The organism is Salegentibacter sp. UBA1130 (assembly GCF_002311535.1).
Lineage (GTDB): Bacteria > Bacteroidota > Bacteroidia > Flavobacteriales > Flavobacteriaceae > Salegentibacter > Salegentibacter agarivorans.
The window spans coordinates 81,847-104,024 of record NZ_DCAP01000027.1 but is presented as its reverse complement, the minus strand read 5'-3'; the positions used below and the strand labels follow the sequence as shown (position 1 = coordinate 104,024).

Here is a 22,178-nt window from a genome sequence, read left to right as displayed (position 1 = left end):
TAAAAAAATATAGAATGAAATTTAATATACTCACATTATTTATAGCTTGCTTTTTGACCACAGCGGCAATTGCGCAGGTAGACCGTTCTAAACAACCGGAACCGGGACCGGCCCCAAAGATTAACCTTGGGCAGCCAGATGAATTTACATTAGATAACGGATTAAAAGTTTTGGTAGTAGAAAACCACAAACTTCCAAGAGTTTCTGCGTCCTTAATTATAGACAATAAACCTCACGCCGAAGAAAAACCTGCTACTGCTGCTTTGGTTTCTTCTTTACTGGGTACGGGAACCGAGAATATGTCTAAAGACGATTTTAACGAAGAAATAGACTTTTTAGGAGCCAATGTTAATTTTGGATCAGAAAGCGTTTATGCTAGTTCGCTTTCTAAGTTTTTCCCAAGAGTTATGGAACTTATGGCTGAAGGAGCTTTAAAACCAAAATTCACCCCGGAAGAATTTGAAGCTGAAAAGAACAAACAAATTGAAAGCTTAAAATCTATTAATAAAGATGTAGGTTCTATCGCCAGCCGTGTAAGTGCTGCTTTAGCCTATGGAGCTAACCACCCTTACGGTGAGTTTGCCACGGTAGAAAACACTGAAAAAGTTTCTCTCGAAGACGTAAAAGGTTTTTACAATAATTACTTCAAACCTGCCAATGCTTACCTTGTTATAGTTGGTGATGTAAAGACTTCTGAAGTAAAAAAACTTGCCAAGAAAAATTTTGGAGACTGGAAAGCCGGTGCTCCAAAAGAGCAAGACTTACCTAAAGTAGCTAACGTGAATGAAACACAAATCAACTTGGTTGATATGCCAAACGCGGTACAGAGTGAGTTAAGACTTCAAAATACCATAGATTTAAAAATGGCAGATGAAGATTACTTCCCTGTATTGGTAGCAAACCAAATTCTTGGTGGTAGTTTTGGAAGTTACTTAAATATGAACCTTCGTGAAGACAAAGGTTATACTTACGGAGCCAGAACAAGCACAGGTGCAGACAAGTATGCTTCAAGATTTGTTGCACAGGCAAGCGTTAGAAACGCGGTAACCGATAGCGCTATTGTAGAATCTTTAAAAGAGATTAAAAGAATTAGAACCGAGCCTGTAGATGCTGAAATGTTGGAAAACGCTAAAAGCAAATTCGCCGGTGATTTCGTATTAAGATTAGAACAACCGTCTACCATCGCTAATTACGCGCTTAACATCAAGACAAACGATCTTTCAGATGATTTTTATGAAACTTTTCTTGAGAAAATAAATGCAGTTACTGCAGATGATATTCAACGTGTAGCTAACAAATATTATCAAACCGATAATATGAGAATTGTAGTTGCAGGTAAAGCTTCAGAAATTGCTGAAAACCTTGAAAAAGTTGAATTTAACGGAAAAACAATTCCGGTTAAATATTACAACAAACTTGGTGAGGAAGTTGAAAAACCACAAGCTAAAAAAGTTGACGCTTCAGTAACCGTAGAAAAAGTTTACGAAAATTATATTGAAGCTGTTGGCGGACGTGATGCTGTTGAAGAAGTAGAAAGTGTAGTTATGAAAGCTGAAGCTAGCGTACAGGGAATGGCGCTAAACCTAACCATGAAAAGAACTATGGATGGTAAATTAAACCAGGAAGTTTCTGTTGGCGGTAACGTTATGAGCAAACAGATTTTTGATGGTGAAGCTGGATTTGTAATGGCGCAAGGTCAAAAGATCCCTTACAACGAAGACCAAATTAAAACTGCTAAAATAGATGCTAATCCATTTCCGGAATTAAAGGTGGGTGACGCAACTTTAGAAGGAATTGAAACTGTTGAAGGTGTAGATGCTTATGTTGTTGCACTTAGCGACAATTACAAAGCTTACTACAACGTAGATAGTGGCTTAAAAATGCAAACTGTACAAACTGTATCTCAGGCTGGGCAAACAATGTCTATCCCTACAGGGTACAGCGATTATCAGGAAGTTGAAGGAGTTAAATTTCCTTTTAAAATGACTCAGGCTGCAGGCCCACAAACATTTGAATTTGATGTTACTGAGATCCTTGTTAACGAAGGTGTTTCAGCTGAAGATTTTGAAGAATAGTGATTTTTTATTAATGTTAGAGAGAACCGGCCAGCAATGGTCGGTTCTTTTATTTTAAAACCAAATCTATATTTTATGGAATTTGAAACCAACAAACATCTTTTACCATCTTATTTTAAGATTATCTCTTTTGTAATTGCCGGCTTAGCATTAATTTCTGCGATAATTAGTTTTAATGAAAACCTAGACCCCAACATATTGTTACCGCTTGGGAAATACTTGTTCCTGTTAGCGCTGGCATTTTTCTCATTTTCAAAAGAAAAAAATGAGAAAAAATCTTTTAATCAACTTAGGTTAAAATGTCTGATCCCGGCAATAATTTTCGCTAACATCTTCTTTCTTTTCGAAACTTTTATGGAGTTATTTAAATCGGTTGAGCATCGTGAATTTATGTCTGCCTTTGAGGTTTTATTGATCTTCCATGTCTATTATTTAGTTTCCTTTTACTATTACAAAAACAAGCAGAAGAAAGCACAAAAAACTGTTCAGGTTTAGATCAGGTAGCCTGTTTTCTATACTTAGAAAACACTTTTTTAGATCGGTTTACAATAAATACCCCTATTAAGATCACAAAAGCTGAAATTAACTGCCAGGTACTAAAAACCTCACCATCTAAAATTCCCCAACCTAAGGCTACTACTGGAATAGTATAGGTTACAGAAGTAGTAAAAACCGGGTCTGAGATCTGTACCAGCTTATTAAAAATTATCATGGCTACACCCGTCCCAATTATTCCTAAAATAGCAACATACCCTATAGATTCCTGAAGCACGATATTGGAAAGGTCTTTTTCAAAAAATCCTGAGAAATATAAAATTATCAGTGTTGGAATTAGCAGGACGGTAAAACTACCCGTCGCAATACCCAACGGACTAATACCGCTCATATGGGTTTTAAGAATATTTACATTCATTGCGTAACAGGAAGCCGCTATTATAACTAAAAGCGAATAAAGGTAATTCTGGTCTGGGTTAATACTGGCACCGCTTAAAATAAGTCCGGCAGTACCCAGGAGACCAATAGCCACCCCAATTATTTTATTTTGATTAAATACCGCTTTAAAAAACACTGCGCCAAAAATAAGCGTCATTAAAGGTGTTGTAGCATTCAGGATAGAAGCTACTGCGCTGTCAATTTCAGTTTCAGCGAAAGAAAAGAGATAAACCGGAAAGAAATTTCCCAGGAACCCCACCAGTAGTATCCATTTCCACTGGCTTTTTTTAATCTTCATTATAGATTTAAAACCAATAAGAATTAGAAAAACAGCGGCAAATATTATTCGGAAGGATCCAACTTCTATAGCCGATAATCCTACCAGCCCTTTTTTTATAAGAATAAAGGAACTTCCCCAAACAATAGATAACATAATGAGGTAGACCCATTTTAATTTCTCTAATGGCATACATTCTCGATTTTAAGCTGCAAAAATCGTTATTCCTTTAGAGTTGAAAAGAAAAGAAGGGATTAATTTTCGTAGATTTTTTTAACCTGCCTGTTGCGCAGTGATTACTCTTCCCAGCGAAAAGTTTCAATCATATGCTTCATATCTTTTTTAAGATAATCTGCAGCGGGAATAATAGAGTCGTAATTTGGCCTTGTTCTAAAGTAAGCGGAAGCGGTTACAAAATGATCCACACTATCGGTAAGGTAAAATTGTGCCTGGGAAGCCGCATCGCCTGAAACTTCATAGAACATCCCGTAAACCTCCTGAATCTCATTAGTATATACATCACCTTCAATAGCATCAGCTTTTATAGTATGTTGTAGCGGTAACTTTTGCGCATCTGCCAGCAGCGAATCCAGGTTATTATTAATTTGCTGGTAAGTGATAAAAATGGTTCCGTTTAAATCTTTATATTCCAAATCTATCCAACACGGAATATTATTTCTGGAAGCCTTAATTTCTGCCAGGGTATTAATTTCAAAATTATAGGGACAATTAAGGTTTGCGGTTTCGTATTTAGCTTCAGGATAATTAAGCGCAAGAAATGCACGAGGCTTGGGTGTAGTGTCTTCTTCCCCGCAGCTAATAAAAGTTAAAACCAAAACAATTATCAAAAAACTCTTCATACCACACTTTATCTTCAACTAACCGGAGAAATATTCACTTTAATTTGTTTAAGGCGTTTATTGTCTAAAACTTCTACCGTAAAGCTATAATTAAGAAAATAAATTACATCATTTTTCTTCGGAAAACCACCTGAAATTTCCAGTAAAAAGCCCGCCAGGGTATCTGCCTCGCCTTTCCGCTCTTCAAAAGCCACAGGATCTTCAATTTTTATAATTCTATAGAAATCTTTCAGCGGCGTTTTACCTTCAAAAACATAGGTGTTTTCATCAAGTTTGGAATAGACCAAATCTTCGTCATCGAATTCATCGCTAATATCACCAACTATCTCTTCAATAATATCTTCCAAAGAGATAAGTCCGCTGGTACCTCCATATTCGTCTACTACGATCGCCAAATGATTCTTTTTGGTTTTAAAATCGTTCAGCAAATCGTCCAGCTTTTTATTTTCGGGAACAAAATAAGGCTCGCGCAACAAACTGGTCCATTCAAAAGAATTTTTATCAATATAGGGCAATAAATCTTTTACGTATAAAATACCTATTACATTATCTATATTCTCGCGATAAACCGGAATCCTGGAATAACCCCTGTCTATAATTTCGGGGATAATTTCTTTATAAGTCTGGCTTTCATTTAAGGCAAAAATATCCATCCGGGGGCGCATCACCTGTTTGGTATCGGTATTTCCAAAAGACACAATTCCCTGCAGGATTTTTTGTTCTTCCTGCGTGGTATCTTCTTCACTGGTAAGCTCCAGAGCCTGCGATAATTGATCTATACTTATAAAAGATCGTTGCTTGCCGAGACGGCTATGCATAAAAATAGTTACCGCGCGCATTGGCCCGCTTAAAGGGGTGAAAATAGTATCAAGAAAACTTAAGGGGCGCGCCATAAAATTTGAAAACAACACGTTATTTCTACTTGCATAAACTTTAGGCAGAATTTCACCAAAGAGGAGAATAATAAAAGTTATTACTCCAACCTCAATTAGAAACTTGAAATTAATGCCGTAAAGTACTGTATTCATCTCGCCAAAAAGCCTGTCTGCAATACTATCAAACAACAATACAATGGCTATATTTATAAAATTATTGGCAACCAGGATAGTAGCCAGCAACTTTTTGGGTTTATCTAAAAGATTAACCACAATTTGTTGAGATTTGCTGCGCTTCCCGTCTTCGGTAATTACATCGGCGGGTGTTAAGGAAAAGAAAGCAACTTCGGCACCAGAAATTAAGGCAGAACAAAGTAAAAGCAGCAATAAAACTACATAGCTAATTAGCTGCGTAAAATCAAAAGTGGCCCAAAACAAAAGTAAACTGGGAGGTTCTGAATCCAAATGACAGGGTTTTAATTAAACTTAAAAAGGCAAATCGTCTTCCTCTTCTTCTTTCGCCATAGATTGATTGGCAAAATTATCATTTTTAGGCGTGTTTTGTTGATTTTGAGACGGGGAATTTTGCTGTTGCATATTTCCGCCTCCTTCGCTCTCTCCCTTTGGAGTTAAAAAGGTAAATTCTGTACACTGTATTTCGGTAGTGTAACGGTCATTTCCCTGGTCGTCCTGCCATTTACGGGTTTTAATTCTACCTTCAATAAAAACTTTATCGCCTTTTTTAAGGTATTTCTCACAAATTTCGGCTGCTTTATTACGCACCACAATGTTGTGCCATTCGGTACTAGTAACGCGCTCGTTGGTTGTGCGGTTGGTATAAGTCTCGTTGGTAGCCAGCGGAAATCGCCCTATAGCGCCACCGCCTTCAAAATAATGCATTTTCACGTCGTCCCCCGTATGCCCAATTAGCATTACTTTGTTTAATGTACCTGTCATCTCTATTAATTATTTTTTGAGCCCAAAAAGGCTATTAATTTACACCCTAAAATACTGAAAAATTTATTGCTAAATAAAGCTAAACTCTATAAAACTTTAAACAATTTATAAGGAATAGGTTTCCAGTGCCGTTTCTTCAAGGAAATTAGCAATTAAAACCGGCACCGGATAATCTTTTACATTTTTTACAGGAATTCCCTCTTTCCCAACTTTTTCAGCCTTAACCCACCAAAAATGAGTATAAATATGTTGATGGGAAAGTTTATGAACCACCGGTTTTTTGTTGTGAAGTTCTAGTGATAATTTTTGTTCCCCAAGAATGTCTTGAATACTTTCCTCGGAAGGAAAATCGCCTTCGCTTACCGGTTCTTCAGTTTCTATTAAAGGAAATTCATACAAACCATTCCAAATTCCCTTTCCTGTTCTTTGCTGAAGTAGCGTTTTATTTTCTTCAGAAAAAACTACTAAATAATTAAAGTAGCGCTTCTTTACTTTGGCTTTTTTCAGTTTAACCGGTAATTCCTGAATTTTATTTTTCTGCACCGCCAAACAACCCGAAATTAAAGGACATGTTTCACAAAGCGGGTTTCTTGGTTTACATTGAAGCGCCCCGAATTCCATTAAAGCCTGGTTAAAACTGGAAGGATTTTTTTCATCTAACAATTCAGAAGCCAGGGCTTTAAATTCCTTAATTCCTGCCGAGGAATTTATAGGAGTTTCAATATCAAAAAAACGAGCTAAAACCCTGTAAACATTGCCATCTACCACCGCAACCGGTTCATTATAACAAATTGAAGCAATGGCAGCGGCGGTATAGTCACCTACACCCTTTAGTTTTTTGAGATCTTTATAAGAATCGGGAAACACACCATTTAGTTCTTCAGCAACATATTTAGCGGTTTCGTGAAGATTCCTTGCCCGGGAATAATATCCCAAACCTTGCCAGAGTTTCAGTACTTTTTCTTGCGGCGCTGCAGCAAGATCCAAAACACTGGGAAACGCGCTTTTAAAACGCTTATAATATGGTAAACCCTGCTCTATTCGCGTTTGTTGTAACATAATTTCACTGAGCCAAATATGATACGGATCGCTAGTTTTGCGCCAGGGCAATTCGCGCTTGTTTTTTAAATACCAATCAATCAACACTTTAGAAAATACCATATATAAAATAGACTTGGTGCAATATTAAAAGTTTATTCCGTTATTATTTAATGAATTAGGCTTGAAATATTGTAGATTTAATTCTTATATTTGCGCCCTTGAAAAAACAGAAATCCCAATTTATAATATTAAATAGCACGAAAATGACGAAAGCAGATATTGTAGCGAACATCTCAGAAAAATTAGGAATGGAAAAAGGTGATGTTCAGGCTACTATTGAAACCTTCATGGATGAGGTTAAAACTTCATTAGAAAGTGGAGACAACGTATATTTAAGAGGCTTTGGAAGCTTTGTTGTAAAAACAAGAGCCGAAAAAACCGGAAGAAATATCTCTAAAAACACTACTATTAAGATTCCCGCCCACAACATCCCGGCTTTTAAACCTGCCAAGATTTTTGTTGAAGGAGTTAAAACTAACGTTGAAGTTAAGTAATTTGAAACTGAAGCCCAGTTTCTTTATAAAATAAATTATTAATTAAAAAGTAACACTATGCCAAGTGGTAAAAAAAGAAAAAGACATAAGGTAGCTACGCACAAGCGTAAAAAAAGAAACAGAGCTAACCGCCACAAGAAAAAGTAGTTTTCATACTACTTTTTTTGTTTAAAACGTTCATTGAAATTGAAACCCTGCTTATTACCTAACGAGTTTTAGGGTTTCTTCAGGATTAAAAAACCTGTGATAAAATAATGTTTAATCCATCCCGACTTATTCGGGACAAAAATCTAATAGAGTGGACAAAGAATTAATTATACGGTCCGGAACCTCTGCTGTAGATTTTGCCTTACAAAAAGATGGAAAACTTATTGAACTCAACAAGGAAGAAGACAGCAACAAATTTAATGTTGGTGATATTTTTATTGCCAAAATTAGAAAAGCTGTACCAGGGTTAAATGCCGCATTTGTAAATGTTGGTTACGAGAAAGATGGATTTTTACACTATCACGATCTTGGTCCCCAGGTATCTTCCATGCTTAAGTTCATAAAACGTGTAAGCACAGGTAAATTAAAAGATTATTCCTTAAAGAATTTTACATTCGAAAAGGATATTGACAAAGACGGCGTTATTACAGACGTCTTAAAGTCAAATCAGTCGCTACTGGTTCAGGTTGTAAAAGAACCTATTTCTACCAAAGGCCCCAGAATAAGCTCAGAGCTTTCTATTGCGGGTCGTTATATTGTACTGGTCCCATTTTCTAATCGTATTTCAGTTTCACAAAAAATTGAAAGTAAAGAAGAAAAAGACCGGTTAAAAAGATTGGTAAAAAGCATTAAACCCAAAGGTTTTGGAATAATTGTAAGAACCGTAGCCGAAGGCAAAAAAGTAGCAGAACTGGATAGGGACCTTCAAAATTTGATGGATCGCTGGACAGGAATGTGCAAAAAGATGTATAAGCCACATCATCCCTCTAAAGTACTGGGAGAATTAAACAGGGCATCTTCCCTGTTAAGAGACATTTTTAATGACTCTTTTACTTCTATTACTGTAGACGACGAGACGCTTTACACACAAATTAAAGACTATGTGGGCGAAATCGCCCCAAGTAAAGAATCGATTGTTAAGTTATATCAATCTAATGTTCCAATTTTTGAAAAATACGGTATCGAAAGACAAATAAAAACTTCATTTGGGCGCACCGTCTCTATGAGCAAAGGCGCCTACCTGGTAATAGAACACACAGAAGCTATGCACGTTATAGACGTAAATAGTGGTAACCGTTCTAACAAATCCAGAAACCAGGAAGATACTGCATTAGAGGTGAACATGATTAGCGCCACAGAAATAGCCCGGCAATTAAGATTGCGTGATATGGGTGGCATAATCGTGGTAGACTTCATAGACATGGGAAAAGCCGAAAACCGCAAAACCCTGTTTGATCACCTTAGGAACGAAATGAGTGACGACCGTGCAAAACATAAAATTTTGCCACCGAGTAAATTCGGGTTGATACAAATTACAAGACAACGCGTAAGGCCGGAAATGAATATTAAAACCCGCGAGGAAAACCCTAACGGAACTGGTGAAATTGAAGCACCAATACTTTTAATAAACAAAATAAAAACTGACCTGGAAAAACTCATTAAGAAAGATCATAAAAAGATCACTTTGAGTGCGCATCCATTTATTGCAGCCTTTTTAACAAAAGGCTTTCCATCTCCCCGCTCGCAATGGTTTTTAGACCATAAGCGATGGGTGAAAATTTTACCAAGAGACGCTTACACGTATATGGAATATCATTTTCACGATAAAGAAGGAAATGAAATCCTTTAAAAAAAACGCCTTTCGTTAATTCGGAAGGCGTTTTTTTATGCCCAATCCTGAAATTTACATTTTGATATTTCCTACCTGAAAAAGTTTTAATTTTGAATCTTAATTCCCGAATTTTTAACTCTTGAAAGAATCTCAACAATTTTATACCGTAAAAGAAGCAACTATAAAACTGATGCAGTTCTGCGCATACCGAGACCGTTGCCATAAAGAAGTAGAAGAAAAACTGAGAGAAATGAATATGATTCCCGCCGCACAGGAGCAGATCATTATGGAATTAATGCAGGAAAACTTCTTAAATGAAGAAAGATTCGCCAGAAGTTTTGTGCGAGGGAAATTCAGGATAAAAAAATGGGGAAAAATAAAGATCAAACAAGAATTGAAGTTCAGGGAAATTTCTGCCCCAATAATTAAAATAGCACTTACCGAAATAGATGAGCAGAAATATATCGCTACGATTTACGAAGTGGCCGAAAAGAAATTAAAACTACTTAAAGAACCCGATAAATTTAAAAAGAAGCGCAAATTAGCCGATTTCCTGCTTCGAAAAGGCTACGAAAGTAATTTGGCCTATGAAGTGGTAAATGAGCACTTAGAATAGTTCTTATAGACCTCACTGGTGTTGAAAACCTGTGAGGTCTCAACTTACTTAAACCTTATTCTTCTTATGCGTGCGCTCAACTGCCTGTACATTTTTATAATCTATCCACTTTTGGCCTTTTAGCTTACGCATATAGTTATCAAAATTACGCATCACCACCAGGTTATAAACGGCTTTAGAAAAATTGGTAAGCGTTCTTGGCGTAGCCCTTAAACTCATAGAAAAACCTGGAGTTAAGTAGGTCATTTGGTGCCAGTAGCCTTCAGGCATATATAATGCTTCCCCATGTTTTAATTCGGTTACATAACCTTTCGCCTTTTTTAATACCGGGAATTTTTCAAAATCGGGATTATTAAAATCAATATCTTCACGGGAAATAAGAGCGTGAGGCACTTTATATAGATATTTGGTCTGGGAAGGTGGATAAATTATACAACGTTTTTTTCCGTGGAAATGAAAATGAAGGATATTAGCAAAATCAATATCGTAATGCATAAAGACTTTAGAATTCTCTCCTCCAAAAAATAAAGTTGGCAACTGTTTTATAAATCTAAGCCCCAGATCTGGAAACCTGAAATCTTTGTGTAAAACCGGCACCTCCTTTAATAAATGATAAAGAAAAATACGGTAATTTGTAGGTTTTGATTTTAGCAGCTCTATATAATCTGCCATTTTCATTTCGGTATGTGGCTCGTTAAATTTTTGCTCAGACGTTATAGGACGATCGTCGTAAAGCGGAACCACTTTTTCACCAGCAACCTCGCTAATATAATCTAAATTCCATTTTTGGGTAGCCGGCCAATCGTCTACCAAATGTTCTATAACCACAGGTTTTTGTGGCCGTACATAATTTTCTAAAAATTCCTTTTTAGAAATAGTCTTAAGCCTTGGTATGGGTTCTAAATGTAAGCTTTCTTCTTTCTCCATCATTCAATTCCAGCACTTCTGTGCGTATTTTCAATCGCTTTTCTATTCTTATAATCTATCCAATCCTGGCCCTTAATCTTACGCATTAAATTATCGTAATTTCGGGTAATAATCAAATTTTTGAGTACTTCGGCAATTCGCCCCGGTTTTTGCGGCAAAGACCTTAACGTCATTGATAAGCTGGCAGTCTCATACTTTATAAAATGCCACCATTTACTGGGAATATATAAAGCCTCCCCGTGCTTTAGGGTTGTTTCAAAACCTTTTGCTTTGGCCAGTGCCGGATATTTCTCAAAATCTGGATTAGCCATATTTATTATCTCCATACTCACTATGGAGTGTGGTACATGATACAAAAATTTAGTTTCTGAAGGCGGATAAAGAATCACTCTTTTTTCGCCTACAAAATTGAAATGAAAATTATTAGCAAGATCCATATCATAATGCATCACCACACTACTGCCCTCACCCCCAACAAATAAAACTGGTAACTTTTTAAAGAATTTTACACCAAGATTGGGATACTTAAAATCATCTATTAACTCCGGACAATTTTGCAGTAGGTTAAAGAAAAACATCCTGAGGTCTGTAGGTCCTTTTTCAAGAATATCTATGTATTCCCGCATAGGAATTTTCTTTGCCGGGCCGTGAGAATTTTGTCTTCCTTTTGCCGGTTTCCCATCATAAAGCGGCACTACAACATCCCCGGCTTTTTCCCTAAAATAATCAAAATCCCATTTTTTTGTGGCTGGCCAGTCGGCAGAAAGCTCTTCAAAAACAACCGGTTTTTCGGGTATAAAATAGTCCTTCAAAAATTCTTCTTTTGAAAGCTTTTTAACCCGCGGTATGTCTTGCAGATTCAATTTCAAATCGAATTCTTTTTTAAGCCTTGGCTTTCGATTTTTGTTGCGCTTCTAAATTACGCTCAATCTTATGCCCAGGTCTAGACCATTTTGGTTTTTCACCTAAATTCTGATATTGAGATTCTTCAGCTGAAACACTTTTAGGCTGCTCCTTTTTCTCAAATGCTTTTTGCGGATTCAAACCTAAAGATCTAAATAATTCCATATCCTCATTTACATCAGGATTTGGTGTAGTAAGTAGTTTATCCCCGGCAAAGATCGAGTTTGCACCGGCAAAGAAACACATCGCCTGCCCTTCTCTACTCATTTGAGTTCTTCCGGCAGAAAGTCTTACCTGGGTTTCAGGCATTACAATTCTGGCGGTTGCGACCATTCTTACCATTTCCCAGATAGAAACCGGCTCCTGCTCTTCCATCGGCGTTCCTTCAACAGGCACCAAAGCATTAATTGGTACAGATTCCGGCTGCGGACTTAATGTAGATAAAGCTACAAGCATTCCTGCTCTGTCATCTACACTTTCTCCCATTCCTATAATTCCGCCGCTACAAACCGTAACATTGGTTTTTCTCACGTTACCGATGGTATCCAGTCTATCCTGGTAACCGCGGGTAGAAATTACCTCTTTATAATATTCTTCTGATGAATCTAAATTATGGTTATAAGCATACAAACCTGCTTCTGCAAGTCGCTGCGCCTGGTTTTCGGTAATCATTCCCAGGGTGCAACATACTTCCATATCAAGTTTATTAATGGTTCTCACCATTTCTAAAACCGAATCGAACTCTTTACCGTCTTTTACGTTTCTCCAGGCTGCACCCATACAAACCCGCGAACTTCCCGACTCTTTAGCACGTAGCGCCTGGGCTTTCACTTGGTTCACGCTCATAAGGTCGTTTCCTTCAACATTAGTATGATATCTTGCTGCCTGTGGGCAATAGCCGCAATCTTCAGGGCAACCGCCGGTTTTAATAGAAAGTAAAGTTGAAACCTGAACGGTGTTAGGATCGTGATTTTTCCTATGCACAGTGGCCGCTTCGTAAAGCAACTCCATTAAAGGTTTATTATATATCTCGAGAATTTCTTCTTTTGTCCAGTTATGTCTTGTGGCCATAAAAAATAGATTTGAAATCAAAAATAAATAAAACTGCGCTTTAATAAGCCTTCAGCGAAGAAAGTTTTCAAAGCTTTCTTTAAAGTTATGATTTCCGACTTATTAATACAGAAACTGCGTTCCCGCCAAAGCCTACAGCATTTACCAGTATATTTTCAAATTTTGAAGGCGATCTACTGATTTCTGAAAAAGGAACCTCAATAAATTCCTGATGCTGAAGCATTAAAATCGCCAGTTCTAAATTTAAAATTCCCGAAGCTGCAAACGTATGTCCCAGTTTCCATTTATTACTAGTCATTGCGGGAGCATTTTTACCAAAAAGTGTTTTTATTGCGTTTACTTCAGAAAGATCTCCTTTTAGGGTTCCGGGCGCGTGCATCACTACCGCGTCAATTTCTGAAAGCTCTTTCTCTCCAATTGCCATTCTCATCGCTTTCTGCAAAGATTCCCCTTTTTCCGAAATTGAAACACTGTGTTTTAAAGTTTCAGTAGCATAGCCAATTCCCGTAATTTTAGCAATTACTTTTTCTGAATCTTCCTTCTGAAGCGCCAATATCCCAGAAGCTTCACCTAAAATCATTGAATTTCTTTTTTTATCCATATCCAAAGCGCGACACGGAAAATCAAGATTTTCTGAAGCATAGATTTTCATAGCTTTCATCTGGGCGATTGTAAAAGGCGTTAATGCGGCTTCACTTCCACCGGCGAGAAATTTATCGGCAAAGCCGGCCTGCATCCAGGCAATCGCATTTACCACAGCGTGTAATCCGGTGGAGCAGGTTACACTATGAGAAAATTCCGGTCCTTCTGTTTGAAGATCTTGCGAAACCCAGGAAGAAATATTCCCTAAAGTGGTAGAAGGCGAAGCCTGTGTAGCGGCTTTCCCCGTTTCTATAAATTCTTTATGGTATTTTTCAAATAACCCGGTAGCGCCACGGGAGCTACCAATATTGATTCCGATATTTTTTTCGCTTTTCCAGCCAGCTTCATTTATAGCTTTTCTGGCTGAAAAAATTGCAAATAAAACCGAATCATCCAATTTTCTATAATTGGTGTTTTCCTCGCGCAGTGACTCTATAGCAGCCCGAACTTCCACTGGCAAAAAAGCCGCAAAAGCTTCGATTTCATCAAACTGATGTTTGGAAATAAAATGTTTCGGATTTTTATAATTTTTCCATATTTCCGCAGGAGATTGACCAAGCGCAGAAACAGAACCAAGTGAAGATATAAATACCGGTGATTTCAAAAGCGATTAATTTTTCCGCAAAAATACGGTCTGCTGAATCAACCGCTAAATATTTTCAATAAAAAAGAAATGAAGATAATGAATCAGAAATCCTGCAAGGTTTGAACAACCTTGTAGGTATATTATTATTTTTCAAACCTACGAGGTATAAAAAAACCTCGCAGGAAGGATAGTGGGATAAACAAGTTTAACGCTGGTAATAAAGATTTAAAATAGAATCCATTTCTTTTTCACCTAATAGGATCTTTTGCAATTCTAATTGAATTCCTTCAGAAACAAGATCTATAAGTGGTTGATAAACTTTTTCGAATTTCTGAATAGATTTTTGCAAAATCCCGTCCCACTCCTGGTGATAATTCATCAAATCATCGGGATAAACTTTTGTTCTGGAACTGTTCTCTGGGTGAGCTTCAAAAGCTTCATCTAGATTGAGATATCCATAATCGTCGGTTAGCTCTTCGCCAACTTGAATATCTCTAACCGCAATTTCAAATCCGTAGGCTGTAGAAAAGCAGTTAGAATTAAAACTATGGTTTACATATTTCGCCAAATCCCAGCAAAGCACCAAATCGCCAAACCGATTGCGAAAAGCATATTTTTCGAGCATTTTCGCACTTTTAGGATGCAATTTTTCTACCTGGGAATTATAAAAAACGTGATCTAAATCGTCCTGAACCCAGGTAATGGTGCCCTCTGGAATTTTTTTGGTAGCCACCACGCCATATCCCACCTGCTCATTTATAAAGCGCAGCTCTGTATCTGGATGCATCATAATCGCAAAATTTTAATTCTAATGTAAACAATTAAAGCTTTGCTTTTAAGACACTTATAAAAGTTTATTTCTAAAACTTTTCCAGAAGATCTTCGATAACAGAATAGATTTTATCCAATTCTAATTGAGTAATTGTAAACGGCGCCAAAATATAAATAGTATTTCCAAGCGGTCTTAGAAATACGCCATTATCCATAAAATGTTTAAAAAGCTGATTTCTAAGATTACCGTAGCGCTCCATTTTCACATTAAGATCAAAAGCATAAATAACGCCCAACTGCCGGCGATTGGTAACTTTTGGATGATCTTTTATCTTTTCATCAAAAGCCTGGTGAGATTTTATTACCGCCCGTATTTTCTGCTGAATTCCCTCGGAAACCAATAATTCTATTCCGGCAATGGCCGCAACACAAGCCGGTGGATTCGCAGAATAGGTATGCCCGTGAAATAGTCCTTTAGATATATCTTCGTCATAAAAGGCATCGTAAATTTTTTGCGAACAGGTAGTTAAACCCATAGGTAACAAACCGGCAGTTAAGGCTTTAGAAAGGCACATCACATCTGGTTTGTTTTCCATATAATCTGAAGCAAAATATTTCCCGGTTTTCCCAAATCCGGTCATTACTTCATCGGCCACGCAAATAATGTCATTTTCTTTGCAAACCTTTAGAATTTCATTCAAGCCAGTAGCATCGTGCATTTTCATTGCCGCCGCACCCTGCACTAAGGGCTCATATATAAATCCTGCAATATTATTTTCGGAAATTAGTTCTTTCAACCTCGAAATAACTTCTTCATTATTTTCTCCTAACGGAACCGGGATTCGTAAAACTTCAATAAAATGTTCTTCAAAAGCGCCATTATAAACTGAAAGCCCCGAAACCGACATCGCGCCGAAAGTATCGCCGTGAAAACCTTCGTCAAAAGCTAACATCACATTACGATTATTGCACTGGTTGTGATGATACTGTAAAGCCATTTTTATCCCGATCTCAGTAGCCGTGGAACCATTATCGTTAAAAAACAGTTTCTGCTGATTTCCCGGTAAAATCTTTATTAGTTCTTCAGAAAGTTTTACCGCAGGTTCGTGAGTAAATCCACTAAACACTACCTGATCCAGGTTTTGCATCTGGGCCGCAACTTTTCCGGTGATATATTCATTGCAATGCCCATACATTGCCGTGTACCAGGAAGCAATGCCGTCTATATATTCACTGCCATCTTCGGCGTAAAGAATACTGCCTTTTGCTTTTACAATCGGCAAAGCTTCCGGAGAAATTTTATGCTGGGTTAAAGGGTGCCAAAGGTGTTTTTGATCTCGGGTAACTAAGTTCAAGCCCCTCCCCTCGGTCCCCTCCCCAAAAGGGAGGGGAAGGGAATCTTTATCTTTTTTAAAATCTGACATGTTATAATAGTAAAACCTCACAGATTTTAAAAACCTATGAGGTTTAATTTATTTCAATTTTTCTCTAAATAATTCAGCGTATTCTTTAATCACATTTTGATCAAAGTAAGGTTCCTGTTCTATTCTTCCCAGAACCTTTATACCGCCCATTTTCTCAATTATCGATTCAGTAGATTTATTTTCTTCGCCCGAAAAAATTATTCCGAAGCAATTTAAGTCGCGAGATTCTAAAGCTTCTATAGTTAATAAAGTATGATTGATACTTCCAAGATAATGACGAGAAACCAGGATAATGCGATCTTCCGGCTGCATTAAATCGGCTATAGTTTCTTTATCGCTAATTGGGACTAATAAACCTCCGGCGCCTTCAATAACCAAACTATTTTCGCCCTTTGGACGTTTTATTTTTTTTGAAGTAATTTTTACTTGATCAATTTCAGCCGCTGCATGCGGACTAATGGGTGTTTTTAGCGCAAAGCGATTTTTATGAAAAACAGTTTTATCGTTAGAAATTAGTCTTTCTACTTTATGGCTATCAGAATTATCAAGATCGCCGGCCTGGATAGGTTTCCAATAATCGGCTTCTAAGGCTTCTGTTAAGATTGCTGAAGCTACTGTTTTTCCAACTTCGGTTCCAATACCGGTAACAAAATAAGTATGTTTCATTTATTTATAAATTCTTCAATGCTGGTCATTTTAAAGTAAATTTCTCTTCACAATTTTCACAATGATAATCGTATTTGTAGTGAATTGGCAGGGCGAAGGTGAGAAATGAAAACAAAAAAGCAAAGAAAGAACGCACATCTTTAATATGCGTGTAAACTTTTACGCGAGTGCTGTCACAGTTGGGACAAACTACTCTTTCACCTTTGTCATCAAGGGAATAATCGTGAATTTCACTTAAAATCGCCCGGGCTCGTTCCTCATCGTCAGCATACACGTATAATTTTATACCGCCAATTGCCTGGCTTACCAAAGGATCGGTATCAATAAGAACCTGGTCTGCCAGGAATACCTCTAGACCTTCAGATTGTAATTTCCCTTTTACAATTTGAGCTTCAGAAGAATACTGAAACCTGGCTATGTTTACAAAAGTGCTCATATGTTTATATATTTTATCCCAAACCGGAGATTAATCACTGGCTTACCTAATCCTACTACAGCCAATTTCTGGGTTCAGCATCACGCTGGCTTCATGGCAGTAATTTAGCGAGTTTTTTTAAAACCTCCCTGATTTCATTTTCAGAATTAAAGGAATGTAAACAAAACCGGAGGCGTTCACTGCCTTTTGGCACCGTGGGCGATAAAATGGGTTTTACTTCAAAACCTTCTTGTTTCAAAATTTCTGCTATGCTTTTCACTTTTTCATTCCCCGGAATTATACAACTTTGAATTGCTGAATTACTCGGAATAAAGTGTTCTTTAACCTCTAATTCCTCAATTTGATTCCTGAAAAAATGAATATTATTTTTTAGTTGCTGAATTTCTGAAATTCCGTTTGTGAATTCCTGGTAAACCGAAAGAATTGTAGCAACCGAATGAGGCGGCAAAGCCGTTGTATAAATTAGGCTTCGGGAAAAATTTACCAGGTAATTTTTTAAACCTTTACTTCCTAAAATAACCGCGCCGTGACATCCCGGGGCTTTTCCAAAAGTATTTAACCGGGCGAAAACTTTATCCTGAATTCCTTCTTCCTGAACCAAACCTTCTCCATTTTCACCAAAAATACCCGTAGCGTGGGCTTCATCTACCACCAAAAAGGCTTTAAAATCTTCTGAAATTGTTGCTAATTCTTGTAGCGGCGCCACATCTCCATCCATTGAAAAAACAGATTCGGTTACGATATAAATTTCTGAATTTTCAGGTTGTGAAAGTTTTTTCAGCCTGGTTTTGAGATCTTCAATATTATTATGGCGGAATTTATATGCTTTAGCTTTACTCATTGAAATTCCATCTCTTATAGAAGCGTGAACAAGTTCATCATAAATAATAAAATCTCCGCGTTTAGGCACTGAACTGAAAAATCCAATATTAGCATCGTAGCCGGAATTAAAAATTAAAGCTGCTTCAGTTTTATGAAATTCGGCAAGGAAATTTTCGGTTAAATCATAAATTTTATGATTCCCAGAAAGCAACCTGGAACCGGTGGCTCCATTTCTTAAAAGATTATTCTGCTCTAAAATCTGATGTGCCTGATTATAGATTTTTGCAGAAGAAGCCAATCCTAAATAATCGTTTGAGGAAAAATCTATTAATTGAGCGTTCTTCTTTAAAGACCGTAGAGCATTTTCGTTCTTTCTCTTCTCTAAACTTTTCGCTAATTTTAAAGGTAATTGCATAGTTCAAAATTACAACTTTAACGAACTAAAAAATATGGAACTGGCAGAATTTAGTCTTAGTATTGGTTTGGCAGCTGTGGCCGGACTTTTTATAGGTATAGAAAGGGAGTTTACCGGCAAAAGCGCCGGTTTAAAAACTAATGCTCTTGTGGCCCTGGGTGCTTGTGTTTTTATTTTACTTTCTCTACAATTTCAGGGAGAAGAATTTGTAGATATTACCAGGGTTATTGGCCAGGTGGTCACCGGTATTGGATTTATTGGTGCTGGAACCATTCTTCAGCACGGGAAAAATGTAAAGGGTTTAACTACTGCTGCTACTATTTGGTGTAGTGCCGCCGCTGGTGGGCTCGCTGCTTTACAAATGTATGCCGAGCTACTTATAATTTGTATAACAATTGTTGTTATAAATCTAGTTTTTGGGTTGCTGGAAAAGAAACTTATAAGGGGAAAAAGAAAACATGATAATACTGAATACTAAACTACTTTACAATATCATCTTCGTTTCTTGTGTGATCTATGTTATTTTGCGGAGTATCGTCAATTTCACTTTTTAATACGTGAGAATTTCTCTGATATTTTCCTCTAAGATCGTCCATAACGGAGCCTTTCCAGAGTTTTACTCCCATAAAATAGGATGCCCTTCCAATTAAATGTGCACTTACGGGGGCAGTTAGAAATACAAAAAGAATAATTACAAGTGCACGGGAAGTGGTAGAAAGATCGTTAAAGAAAACGGCCGTTCCCACTAAAATAAGACCAACACCAAGCGTGGCCGCTTTGGTATTTACCGAAATCCTCATATACGTATCGGGCATTCTTACAAGTCCTATTGCAGAAAGCAGTACGAACAAGGTTCCTAAAGTGATTAATATTACTATAATTATTGAACTCATTTCTTTCGGTTTCTTTTTTCCAGGTAATATGAGAAAGCCACAGTACTTAAAAAAGCAATTAAAGCCAGGATCATTGCAGTATCTAAAAATGTAGACCTTCCGTGAATAATACTGTAAACTCCAATAATTCCAATACCGGTAGTGATAAGCACATCCAGGGCAATAATTTTATCGGCAATACTGGGACCTTTAATAAATCGGTAAACTATTAGTAGTACCGAAAAGGCCAGGACTGGCAGAATAATATAATATAAATAATCTGTTAGCGTCATCTCAATATTTCCAAAATACGTTTTTCAAATCCGTTTTTAATACTATCGATAAATTCCTCTTTATCGGTTACATACATAGCATGTACATAAAGCACTTTTTTATCGTTAGAGACATCCAGGCTAAGGGTTCCCGGAGTAAGCGAGATCATATTCGCCAAAAATGTAATCCCCAGGTTGCTTTGTATGGTAAGCGGTACTTTTACAATTCCCGGTTTCATTCCATATTTTGGGGTCACAACTTCGTAAGCTACCTGTAGGTTTGCTTTAAATAATTCCCACAGGAAGAAGAAAAAGAAGGCTATCAATTTAGGAATAATAGTAAAATACCGGGCATCACTATTCCCTCTTGTTATCACCCACAGAATAAAAAAATTAAGCACAAAGCCAAAGATGTAGTTCTGGAAAGTAAAATCTCCGGTTAGGGCTACCCATACAAAAGTGAGTAATAAATTAGATACAAACCTGCTCTTCATTATTCGGGTGTTTGTGTATTAAGTACTGCGTCTATATATTGCTGATTATCCATTAATTCTGATGCAATTCTAGCTGAAAGCGTTTGAATATGTTCTGCTCCAAAACCTACATATAAGGATACCAGACTTAAAAAAACTATAGGTACTATTATCTGAACTCTCTTTATATTTTTAATTGCATGAAAATACCTGAATTTTGGTCTAACAGGAATTTCCTGTGCATCTTTCCAAAAAACTTCAGCCCAAAGTTTCGCGATTACAACCAAGGTAATAAAACTTGCAAAGATAATTGCGGCCAGGCTCCAATAACTTCCAGATTCAAAACTGGCAGTAATTAAAGATATTTTAGGCCAAAACCCCGATAAAGGCGGAATCCCAACCAATGAAAATAACGGGATAAACATCAATAAACTCAACTTGGGATAATTAGCATAAAAGCCTCCTAAAGCCCGCATACTATTAGAACCTTTTATTCGGTATATAAGACCACTAATCATAAAAAGATTCGTTTTCACCACAATATCATGCACCAGGTAAAAAATTGCACCTGCAATAGCAACTTCGGTAAACATTCCCAAACCAATAATCATATAACCAATATGACAAATAATTAAATAAGAGAATACCTTCCTTATATTATTTTGAACCAGGGCGCCCAATGCCCCACTAAACAGGGTGAAAATAGCAAGCACCAATAGAATTTGATCCAGGAAAACATCATCTACAAAAATTAAAGTAAACACCCTAATTAAAGCATACACCCCAACTTTAGTAAGCAAGCCTCCAAAAATAGCTGAAACCGCTGAGGGTGGCGTATGATAAGAAGCCGGTAACCAAAAATATAAAGGAAAAATAGCCGATTTAATTCCGAAGCCAATTAGAAATAAAATAGCAGTTATTTCTACAAGAGCCCGGTTTTCTACTGCAGCCACTTTATTGGCAAGATCGGCCATGTTTAAGCTTCCGGTTAAACCGTATAGCACCGCAATTGCCGTTAAAAAGATCATAGAAGCGAGGAAATTCAGCGTAAAATATTTTACCGCACCCTCTAATTGAGCTTTTTCCCCACCAATAGTAATTAGAACAAAAGAGCTTATAATAATAATTTCAAACCAAACATAAAGGTTAAAGATATCACCGGTTAAAAAAGCGCCGGTAAGTCCTAAAAGTAAGAAATGGAAAATGGGAAAGTACCCAAATCTCAATCTATCACCAATAACTGAACCCGACGAAAATATAGATACAGCCAAACCTGCAATGGAGGTAAGTAGCACCATAGTGGCCGAGAAAGTATCTGCAATAAAGGTAATTCCAAAAGGAGCTTCCCAACTCCCGGCCTGTACTGTTTGGGTGCCATTATTCCAGATATACGCAAAAACAGTAATACTAACAGCAAGGTGCACAAGGCTTCCAAACATACTAATTATTCGCTGTGCATTTATCTTCCTCCAGAAAAACATGAGGATGATAGCCAATAGCATTTGCAGCAGTAAAGGATATAATATTATTTGTTGTGTCATGAATCTTCGTCTGTTGCGTTCATTTCGTCCAGATCATCGGTTTTCACTACTTTGTGTGCTCTTTTTACAAGAATAATTGCAAAAGATTGTAAACCGAAACTAATTACGATAGCGGTTAATATTAATGCCTGCGGAACAGGATCTGCATAAGCTTCTAAAAAAACCTTGGAGTCTTCTGGAATAATTGGTGGTGCACCTTCTGTAATTCTTCCCAGCAGGAAAATTAGCAGGTTTGCCCCATTTCCTAACAAAATAATTCCGATAATGAGTTTCACCAAACTCCGGCGCAGAATCATATAAATACCTGCGGCATACAGAACCCCTATAATTATAGCTAAAAGAATTTCCAT

25 protein-coding genes are annotated in these 22,178 nt (G+C 37.1%); 6 read left to right on the top strand and 19 right to left on the bottom strand.

The genetic code is table 11. The features are described from left to right. The first annotated feature begins 14 nt into the window (after window positions 1-14). Complete coding sequence (locus B4F31_RS10625; protein WP_075325604.1) at window positions 15-2,075, top strand: M16 family metallopeptidase; 2,061 nt, start codon at window positions 15-17, stop codon at window positions 2,073-2,075. 75 nt (window positions 2,076-2,150) lie between these two features. Beyond that, complete coding sequence (locus tag B4F31_RS10620) at window positions 2,151-2,570, top strand: hypothetical protein (protein WP_143083672.1); 420 nt, start codon at window positions 2,151-2,153, stop codon at window positions 2,568-2,570. A 1-nt stretch (window position 2,571) separates the two neighbouring features. Here the strand turns inward: B4F31_RS10620 and B4F31_RS10615 are convergent, their stop codons facing one another. The 5 genes from B4F31_RS10615 to mutY form a co-directional block, all read right to left on the bottom strand. Next, window positions 2,572-3,477, bottom strand: a complete 906-nt coding sequence (locus B4F31_RS10615; RefSeq protein ID WP_093305842.1) for a DMT family transporter — start codon at window positions 3,475-3,477, stop codon at window positions 2,572-2,574. A 104-nt stretch (window positions 3,478-3,581) separates the two neighbouring features. Further along, window positions 3,582-4,145, bottom strand: a complete 564-nt coding sequence (gldD, locus tag B4F31_RS10610; RefSeq protein WP_093305840.1) for a gliding motility lipoprotein GldD — start codon at window positions 4,143-4,145, stop codon at window positions 3,582-3,584. Window positions 4,146-4,159: 14 nt separating this feature from the next. Beyond that, window positions 4,160-5,485, bottom strand: coding sequence for a gliding motility-associated protein GldE (locus tag B4F31_RS10605; RefSeq protein WP_075325600.1), 1,326 nt, complete (start codon window positions 5,483-5,485; stop codon window positions 4,160-4,162). A gap of 21 nt (window positions 5,486-5,506) precedes the next feature. After that, window positions 5,507-5,977, bottom strand: a complete 471-nt coding sequence (locus B4F31_RS10600; protein WP_075325599.1) for a single-stranded DNA-binding protein — start codon at window positions 5,975-5,977, stop codon at window positions 5,507-5,509. Between the two features lie 105 nt (window positions 5,978-6,082). Then, a complete protein-coding gene (gene mutY, locus B4F31_RS10595) occupies window positions 6,083-7,138 on the bottom strand; it encodes an A/G-specific adenine glycosylase (protein WP_286761296.1) in 1,056 nt (351 codons plus the stop codon). A 125-nt stretch (window positions 7,139-7,263) separates the two neighbouring features. Between mutY and B4F31_RS10590 the strand changes: the two genes are divergently transcribed. The 3 genes from B4F31_RS10590 (at window position 7,264) to B4F31_RS10580 (ending at window position 10,007) form a co-directional block, all read left to right on the top strand. Continuing rightward, window positions 7,264-7,572 (top strand): HU family DNA-binding protein, encoded by a 309-nt coding sequence (locus tag B4F31_RS10590; protein ID WP_255351554.1) that lies wholly within the window; start codon window positions 7,264-7,266, stop codon window positions 7,570-7,572. Window positions 7,573-7,870: 298 nt separating this feature from the next. Then, entirely contained in the window at window positions 7,871-9,409 is a 1,539-nt protein-coding gene (locus B4F31_RS10585) for an Rne/Rng family ribonuclease (protein WP_075325597.1), read from the top strand. Between the two features lie 172 nt (window positions 9,410-9,581). Further along, window positions 9,582-10,007, top strand: coding sequence for a regulatory protein RecX (locus B4F31_RS10580; protein ID WP_075327888.1), 426 nt, complete (start codon window positions 9,582-9,584; stop codon window positions 10,005-10,007). A gap of 48 nt (window positions 10,008-10,055) precedes the next feature. On the opposite strand, the gene B4F31_RS10575 is transcribed toward B4F31_RS10580, so the two are convergent. The 9 genes from B4F31_RS10575 to B4F31_RS10535 all read right to left on the bottom strand — a co-directional run bounded on the left by B4F31_RS10575 (window position 10,056) and on the right by B4F31_RS10535 (window position 18,670). After that, a complete protein-coding gene (locus B4F31_RS10575) occupies window positions 10,056-10,937 on the bottom strand; it encodes a cupin-like domain-containing protein (protein ID WP_286761294.1) in 882 nt (293 codons plus the stop codon). Further along, window positions 10,934-11,803, bottom strand: a complete 870-nt coding sequence (locus B4F31_RS10570) for a cupin-like domain-containing protein (protein WP_075325595.1) — start codon at window positions 11,801-11,803, stop codon at window positions 10,934-10,936. Before B4F31_RS10570 ends, B4F31_RS10575 begins: the two co-directional genes overlap by 4 nt. A gap of 13 nt (window positions 11,804-11,816) precedes the next feature. Beyond that, window positions 11,817-12,908 carry a biotin synthase BioB gene (bioB, locus tag B4F31_RS10565; protein WP_075325594.1) on the bottom strand — a complete coding sequence of 364 codons (1,092 nt, stop codon included), beginning with the start codon at window positions 12,906-12,908 and terminating at the stop codon, window positions 11,817-11,819. Window positions 12,909-12,993: 85 nt separating this feature from the next. Continuing rightward, window positions 12,994-14,154: a beta-ketoacyl synthase N-terminal-like domain-containing protein gene (locus tag B4F31_RS10560; RefSeq protein ID WP_286761293.1), complete on the bottom strand. Its 1,161-nt coding sequence runs from the start codon at window positions 14,152-14,154 to the stop codon at window positions 12,994-12,996. A 187-nt stretch (window positions 14,155-14,341) separates the two neighbouring features. After that, window positions 14,342-14,926 carry an SET domain-containing protein gene (locus B4F31_RS10555; protein WP_286761292.1) on the bottom strand — a complete coding sequence of 195 codons (585 nt, stop codon included), beginning with the start codon at window positions 14,924-14,926 and terminating at the stop codon, window positions 14,342-14,344. Window positions 14,927-14,996: 70 nt separating this feature from the next. Continuing rightward, on the bottom strand, window positions 14,997-16,262 hold the full coding sequence (bioA, locus tag B4F31_RS10550) for an adenosylmethionine--8-amino-7-oxononanoate transaminase (protein ID WP_286761343.1): 1,266 nt from the start codon (window positions 16,260-16,262) through the stop codon (window positions 14,997-14,999). 117 nt (window positions 16,263-16,379) lie between these two features. Continuing rightward, window positions 16,380-16,997 (bottom strand): dethiobiotin synthase, encoded by a 618-nt coding sequence (gene bioD, locus B4F31_RS10545; RefSeq protein WP_286761291.1) that lies wholly within the window; start codon window positions 16,995-16,997, stop codon window positions 16,380-16,382. Between the two features lie 25 nt (window positions 16,998-17,022). Then, entirely contained in the window at window positions 17,023-17,433 is a 411-nt protein-coding gene (locus B4F31_RS10540; protein WP_286761290.1) for a DUF2007 domain-containing protein, read from the bottom strand. A gap of 91 nt (window positions 17,434-17,524) precedes the next feature. Next, entirely contained in the window at window positions 17,525-18,670 is a 1,146-nt protein-coding gene (locus B4F31_RS10535) for an aminotransferase class I/II-fold pyridoxal phosphate-dependent enzyme (protein ID WP_286761289.1), read from the bottom strand. A 34-nt stretch (window positions 18,671-18,704) separates the two neighbouring features. Between B4F31_RS10535 and B4F31_RS10530 the strand changes: the two genes are divergently transcribed. Beyond that, complete coding sequence (locus tag B4F31_RS10530; RefSeq protein WP_286761288.1) at window positions 18,705-19,148, top strand: MgtC/SapB family protein; 444 nt, start codon at window positions 18,705-18,707, stop codon at window positions 19,146-19,148. A gap of 1 nt (window position 19,149) precedes the next feature. On the opposite strand, the gene mnhG is transcribed toward B4F31_RS10530, so the two are convergent. Genes mnhG through B4F31_RS10505 form a run of 5 tightly spaced genes read right to left on the bottom strand, consistent with a single transcriptional unit; the run spans window position 19,150 to window position 22,178 of the window. Then, on the bottom strand, window positions 19,150-19,563 hold the full coding sequence (mnhG, locus tag B4F31_RS10525; RefSeq protein ID WP_075325588.1) for a monovalent cation/H(+) antiporter subunit G: 414 nt from the start codon (window positions 19,561-19,563) through the stop codon (window positions 19,150-19,152). Continuing rightward, window positions 19,560-19,835: a cation:proton antiporter gene (locus B4F31_RS10520; RefSeq protein ID WP_079719901.1), complete on the bottom strand. Its 276-nt coding sequence runs from the start codon at window positions 19,833-19,835 to the stop codon at window positions 19,560-19,562. The genes mnhG and B4F31_RS10520 overlap by 4 nt, the downstream gene beginning before the upstream one ends. After that, window positions 19,832-20,308 (bottom strand): Na+/H+ antiporter subunit E, encoded by a 477-nt coding sequence (locus tag B4F31_RS10515; protein ID WP_075325586.1) that lies wholly within the window; start codon window positions 20,306-20,308, stop codon window positions 19,832-19,834. The genes B4F31_RS10520 and B4F31_RS10515 overlap by 4 nt, the downstream gene beginning before the upstream one ends. Then, window positions 20,308-21,828: a proton-conducting transporter membrane subunit gene (locus tag B4F31_RS10510; RefSeq protein ID WP_286761287.1), complete on the bottom strand. Its 1,521-nt coding sequence runs from the start codon at window positions 21,826-21,828 to the stop codon at window positions 20,308-20,310. The genes B4F31_RS10515 and B4F31_RS10510 overlap by 1 nt, the downstream gene beginning before the upstream one ends. Then, window positions 21,825-22,178: a Na+/H+ antiporter subunit C gene (locus tag B4F31_RS10505; protein WP_075325584.1), complete on the bottom strand. Its 354-nt coding sequence runs from the start codon at window positions 22,176-22,178 to the stop codon at window positions 21,825-21,827. Before B4F31_RS10505 ends, B4F31_RS10510 begins: the two co-directional genes overlap by 4 nt.

What these genes read in the sequence shown, in the direction of transcription:
- B4F31_RS10625 (WP_075325604.1), top strand. Translation starts at nt 15, where the DNA reads ATGAAATTTAATATACTCACATTATTTATAGCTTGCTTTTTGACCACA.
- B4F31_RS10620 (WP_143083672.1), top strand. Translation starts at nt 2,151, where the DNA reads ATGGAATTTGAAACCAACAAACATCTTTTACCATCTTATTTTAAGATT.
- B4F31_RS10615 (WP_093305842.1), bottom strand. Translation starts at nt 3,477, where the DNA reads ATGCCATTAGAGAAATTAAAATGGGTCTACCTCATTATGTTATCTATT.
- gldD (WP_093305840.1), bottom strand. Translation starts at nt 4,145, where the DNA reads ATGAAGAGTTTTTTGATAATTGTTTTGGTTTTAACTTTTATTAGCTGC.
- B4F31_RS10600 (WP_075325599.1), bottom strand. Translation starts at nt 5,977, where the DNA reads ATGACAGGTACATTAAACAAAGTAATGCTAATTGGGCATACGGGGGAC.
- mutY (WP_286761296.1), bottom strand. Translation starts at nt 7,138, where the DNA reads ATGGTATTTTCTAAAGTGTTGATTGATTGGTATTTAAAAAACAAGCGC.
- B4F31_RS10580 (WP_075327888.1), top strand. Translation starts at nt 9,582, where the DNA reads ATGCAGTTCTGCGCATACCGAGACCGTTGCCATAAAGAAGTAGAAGAA.
- B4F31_RS10575 (WP_286761294.1), bottom strand. Translation starts at nt 10,937, where the DNA reads ATGATGGAGAAAGAAGAAAGCTTACATTTAGAACCCATACCAAGGCTT.
- bioB (WP_075325594.1), bottom strand. Translation starts at nt 12,908, where the DNA reads ATGGCCACAAGACATAACTGGACAAAAGAAGAAATTCTCGAGATATAT.
- B4F31_RS10555 (WP_286761292.1), bottom strand. Translation starts at nt 14,926, where the DNA reads ATGATGCATCCAGATACAGAGCTGCGCTTTATAAATGAGCAGGTGGGA.
- bioD (WP_286761291.1), bottom strand. Translation starts at nt 16,997, where the DNA reads ATGAAACATACTTATTTTGTTACCGGTATTGGAACCGAAGTTGGAAAA.
- B4F31_RS10540 (WP_286761290.1), bottom strand. Translation starts at nt 17,433, where the DNA reads ATGAGCACTTTTGTAAACATAGCCAGGTTTCAGTATTCTTCTGAAGCT.
- B4F31_RS10535 (WP_286761289.1), bottom strand. Translation starts at nt 18,670, where the DNA reads ATGCAATTACCTTTAAAATTAGCGAAAAGTTTAGAGAAGAGAAAGAAC.
- B4F31_RS10530 (WP_286761288.1), top strand. Translation starts at nt 18,705, where the DNA reads ATGGAACTGGCAGAATTTAGTCTTAGTATTGGTTTGGCAGCTGTGGCC.
- mnhG (WP_075325588.1), bottom strand. Translation starts at nt 19,563, where the DNA reads ATGAGTTCAATAATTATAGTAATATTAATCACTTTAGGAACCTTGTTC.
- B4F31_RS10520 (WP_079719901.1), bottom strand. Translation starts at nt 19,835, where the DNA reads ATGACGCTAACAGATTATTTATATTATATTATTCTGCCAGTCCTGGCC.
- B4F31_RS10515 (WP_075325586.1), bottom strand. Translation starts at nt 20,308, where the DNA reads ATGAAGAGCAGGTTTGTATCTAATTTATTACTCACTTTTGTATGGGTA.
- B4F31_RS10510 (WP_286761287.1), bottom strand. Translation starts at nt 21,828, where the DNA reads ATGACACAACAAATAATATTATATCCTTTACTGCTGCAAATGCTATTG.
- B4F31_RS10505 (WP_075325584.1), bottom strand. Translation starts at nt 22,178, where the DNA reads ATGGAAATTCTTTTAGCTATAATTATAGGGGTTCTGTATGCCGCAGGT.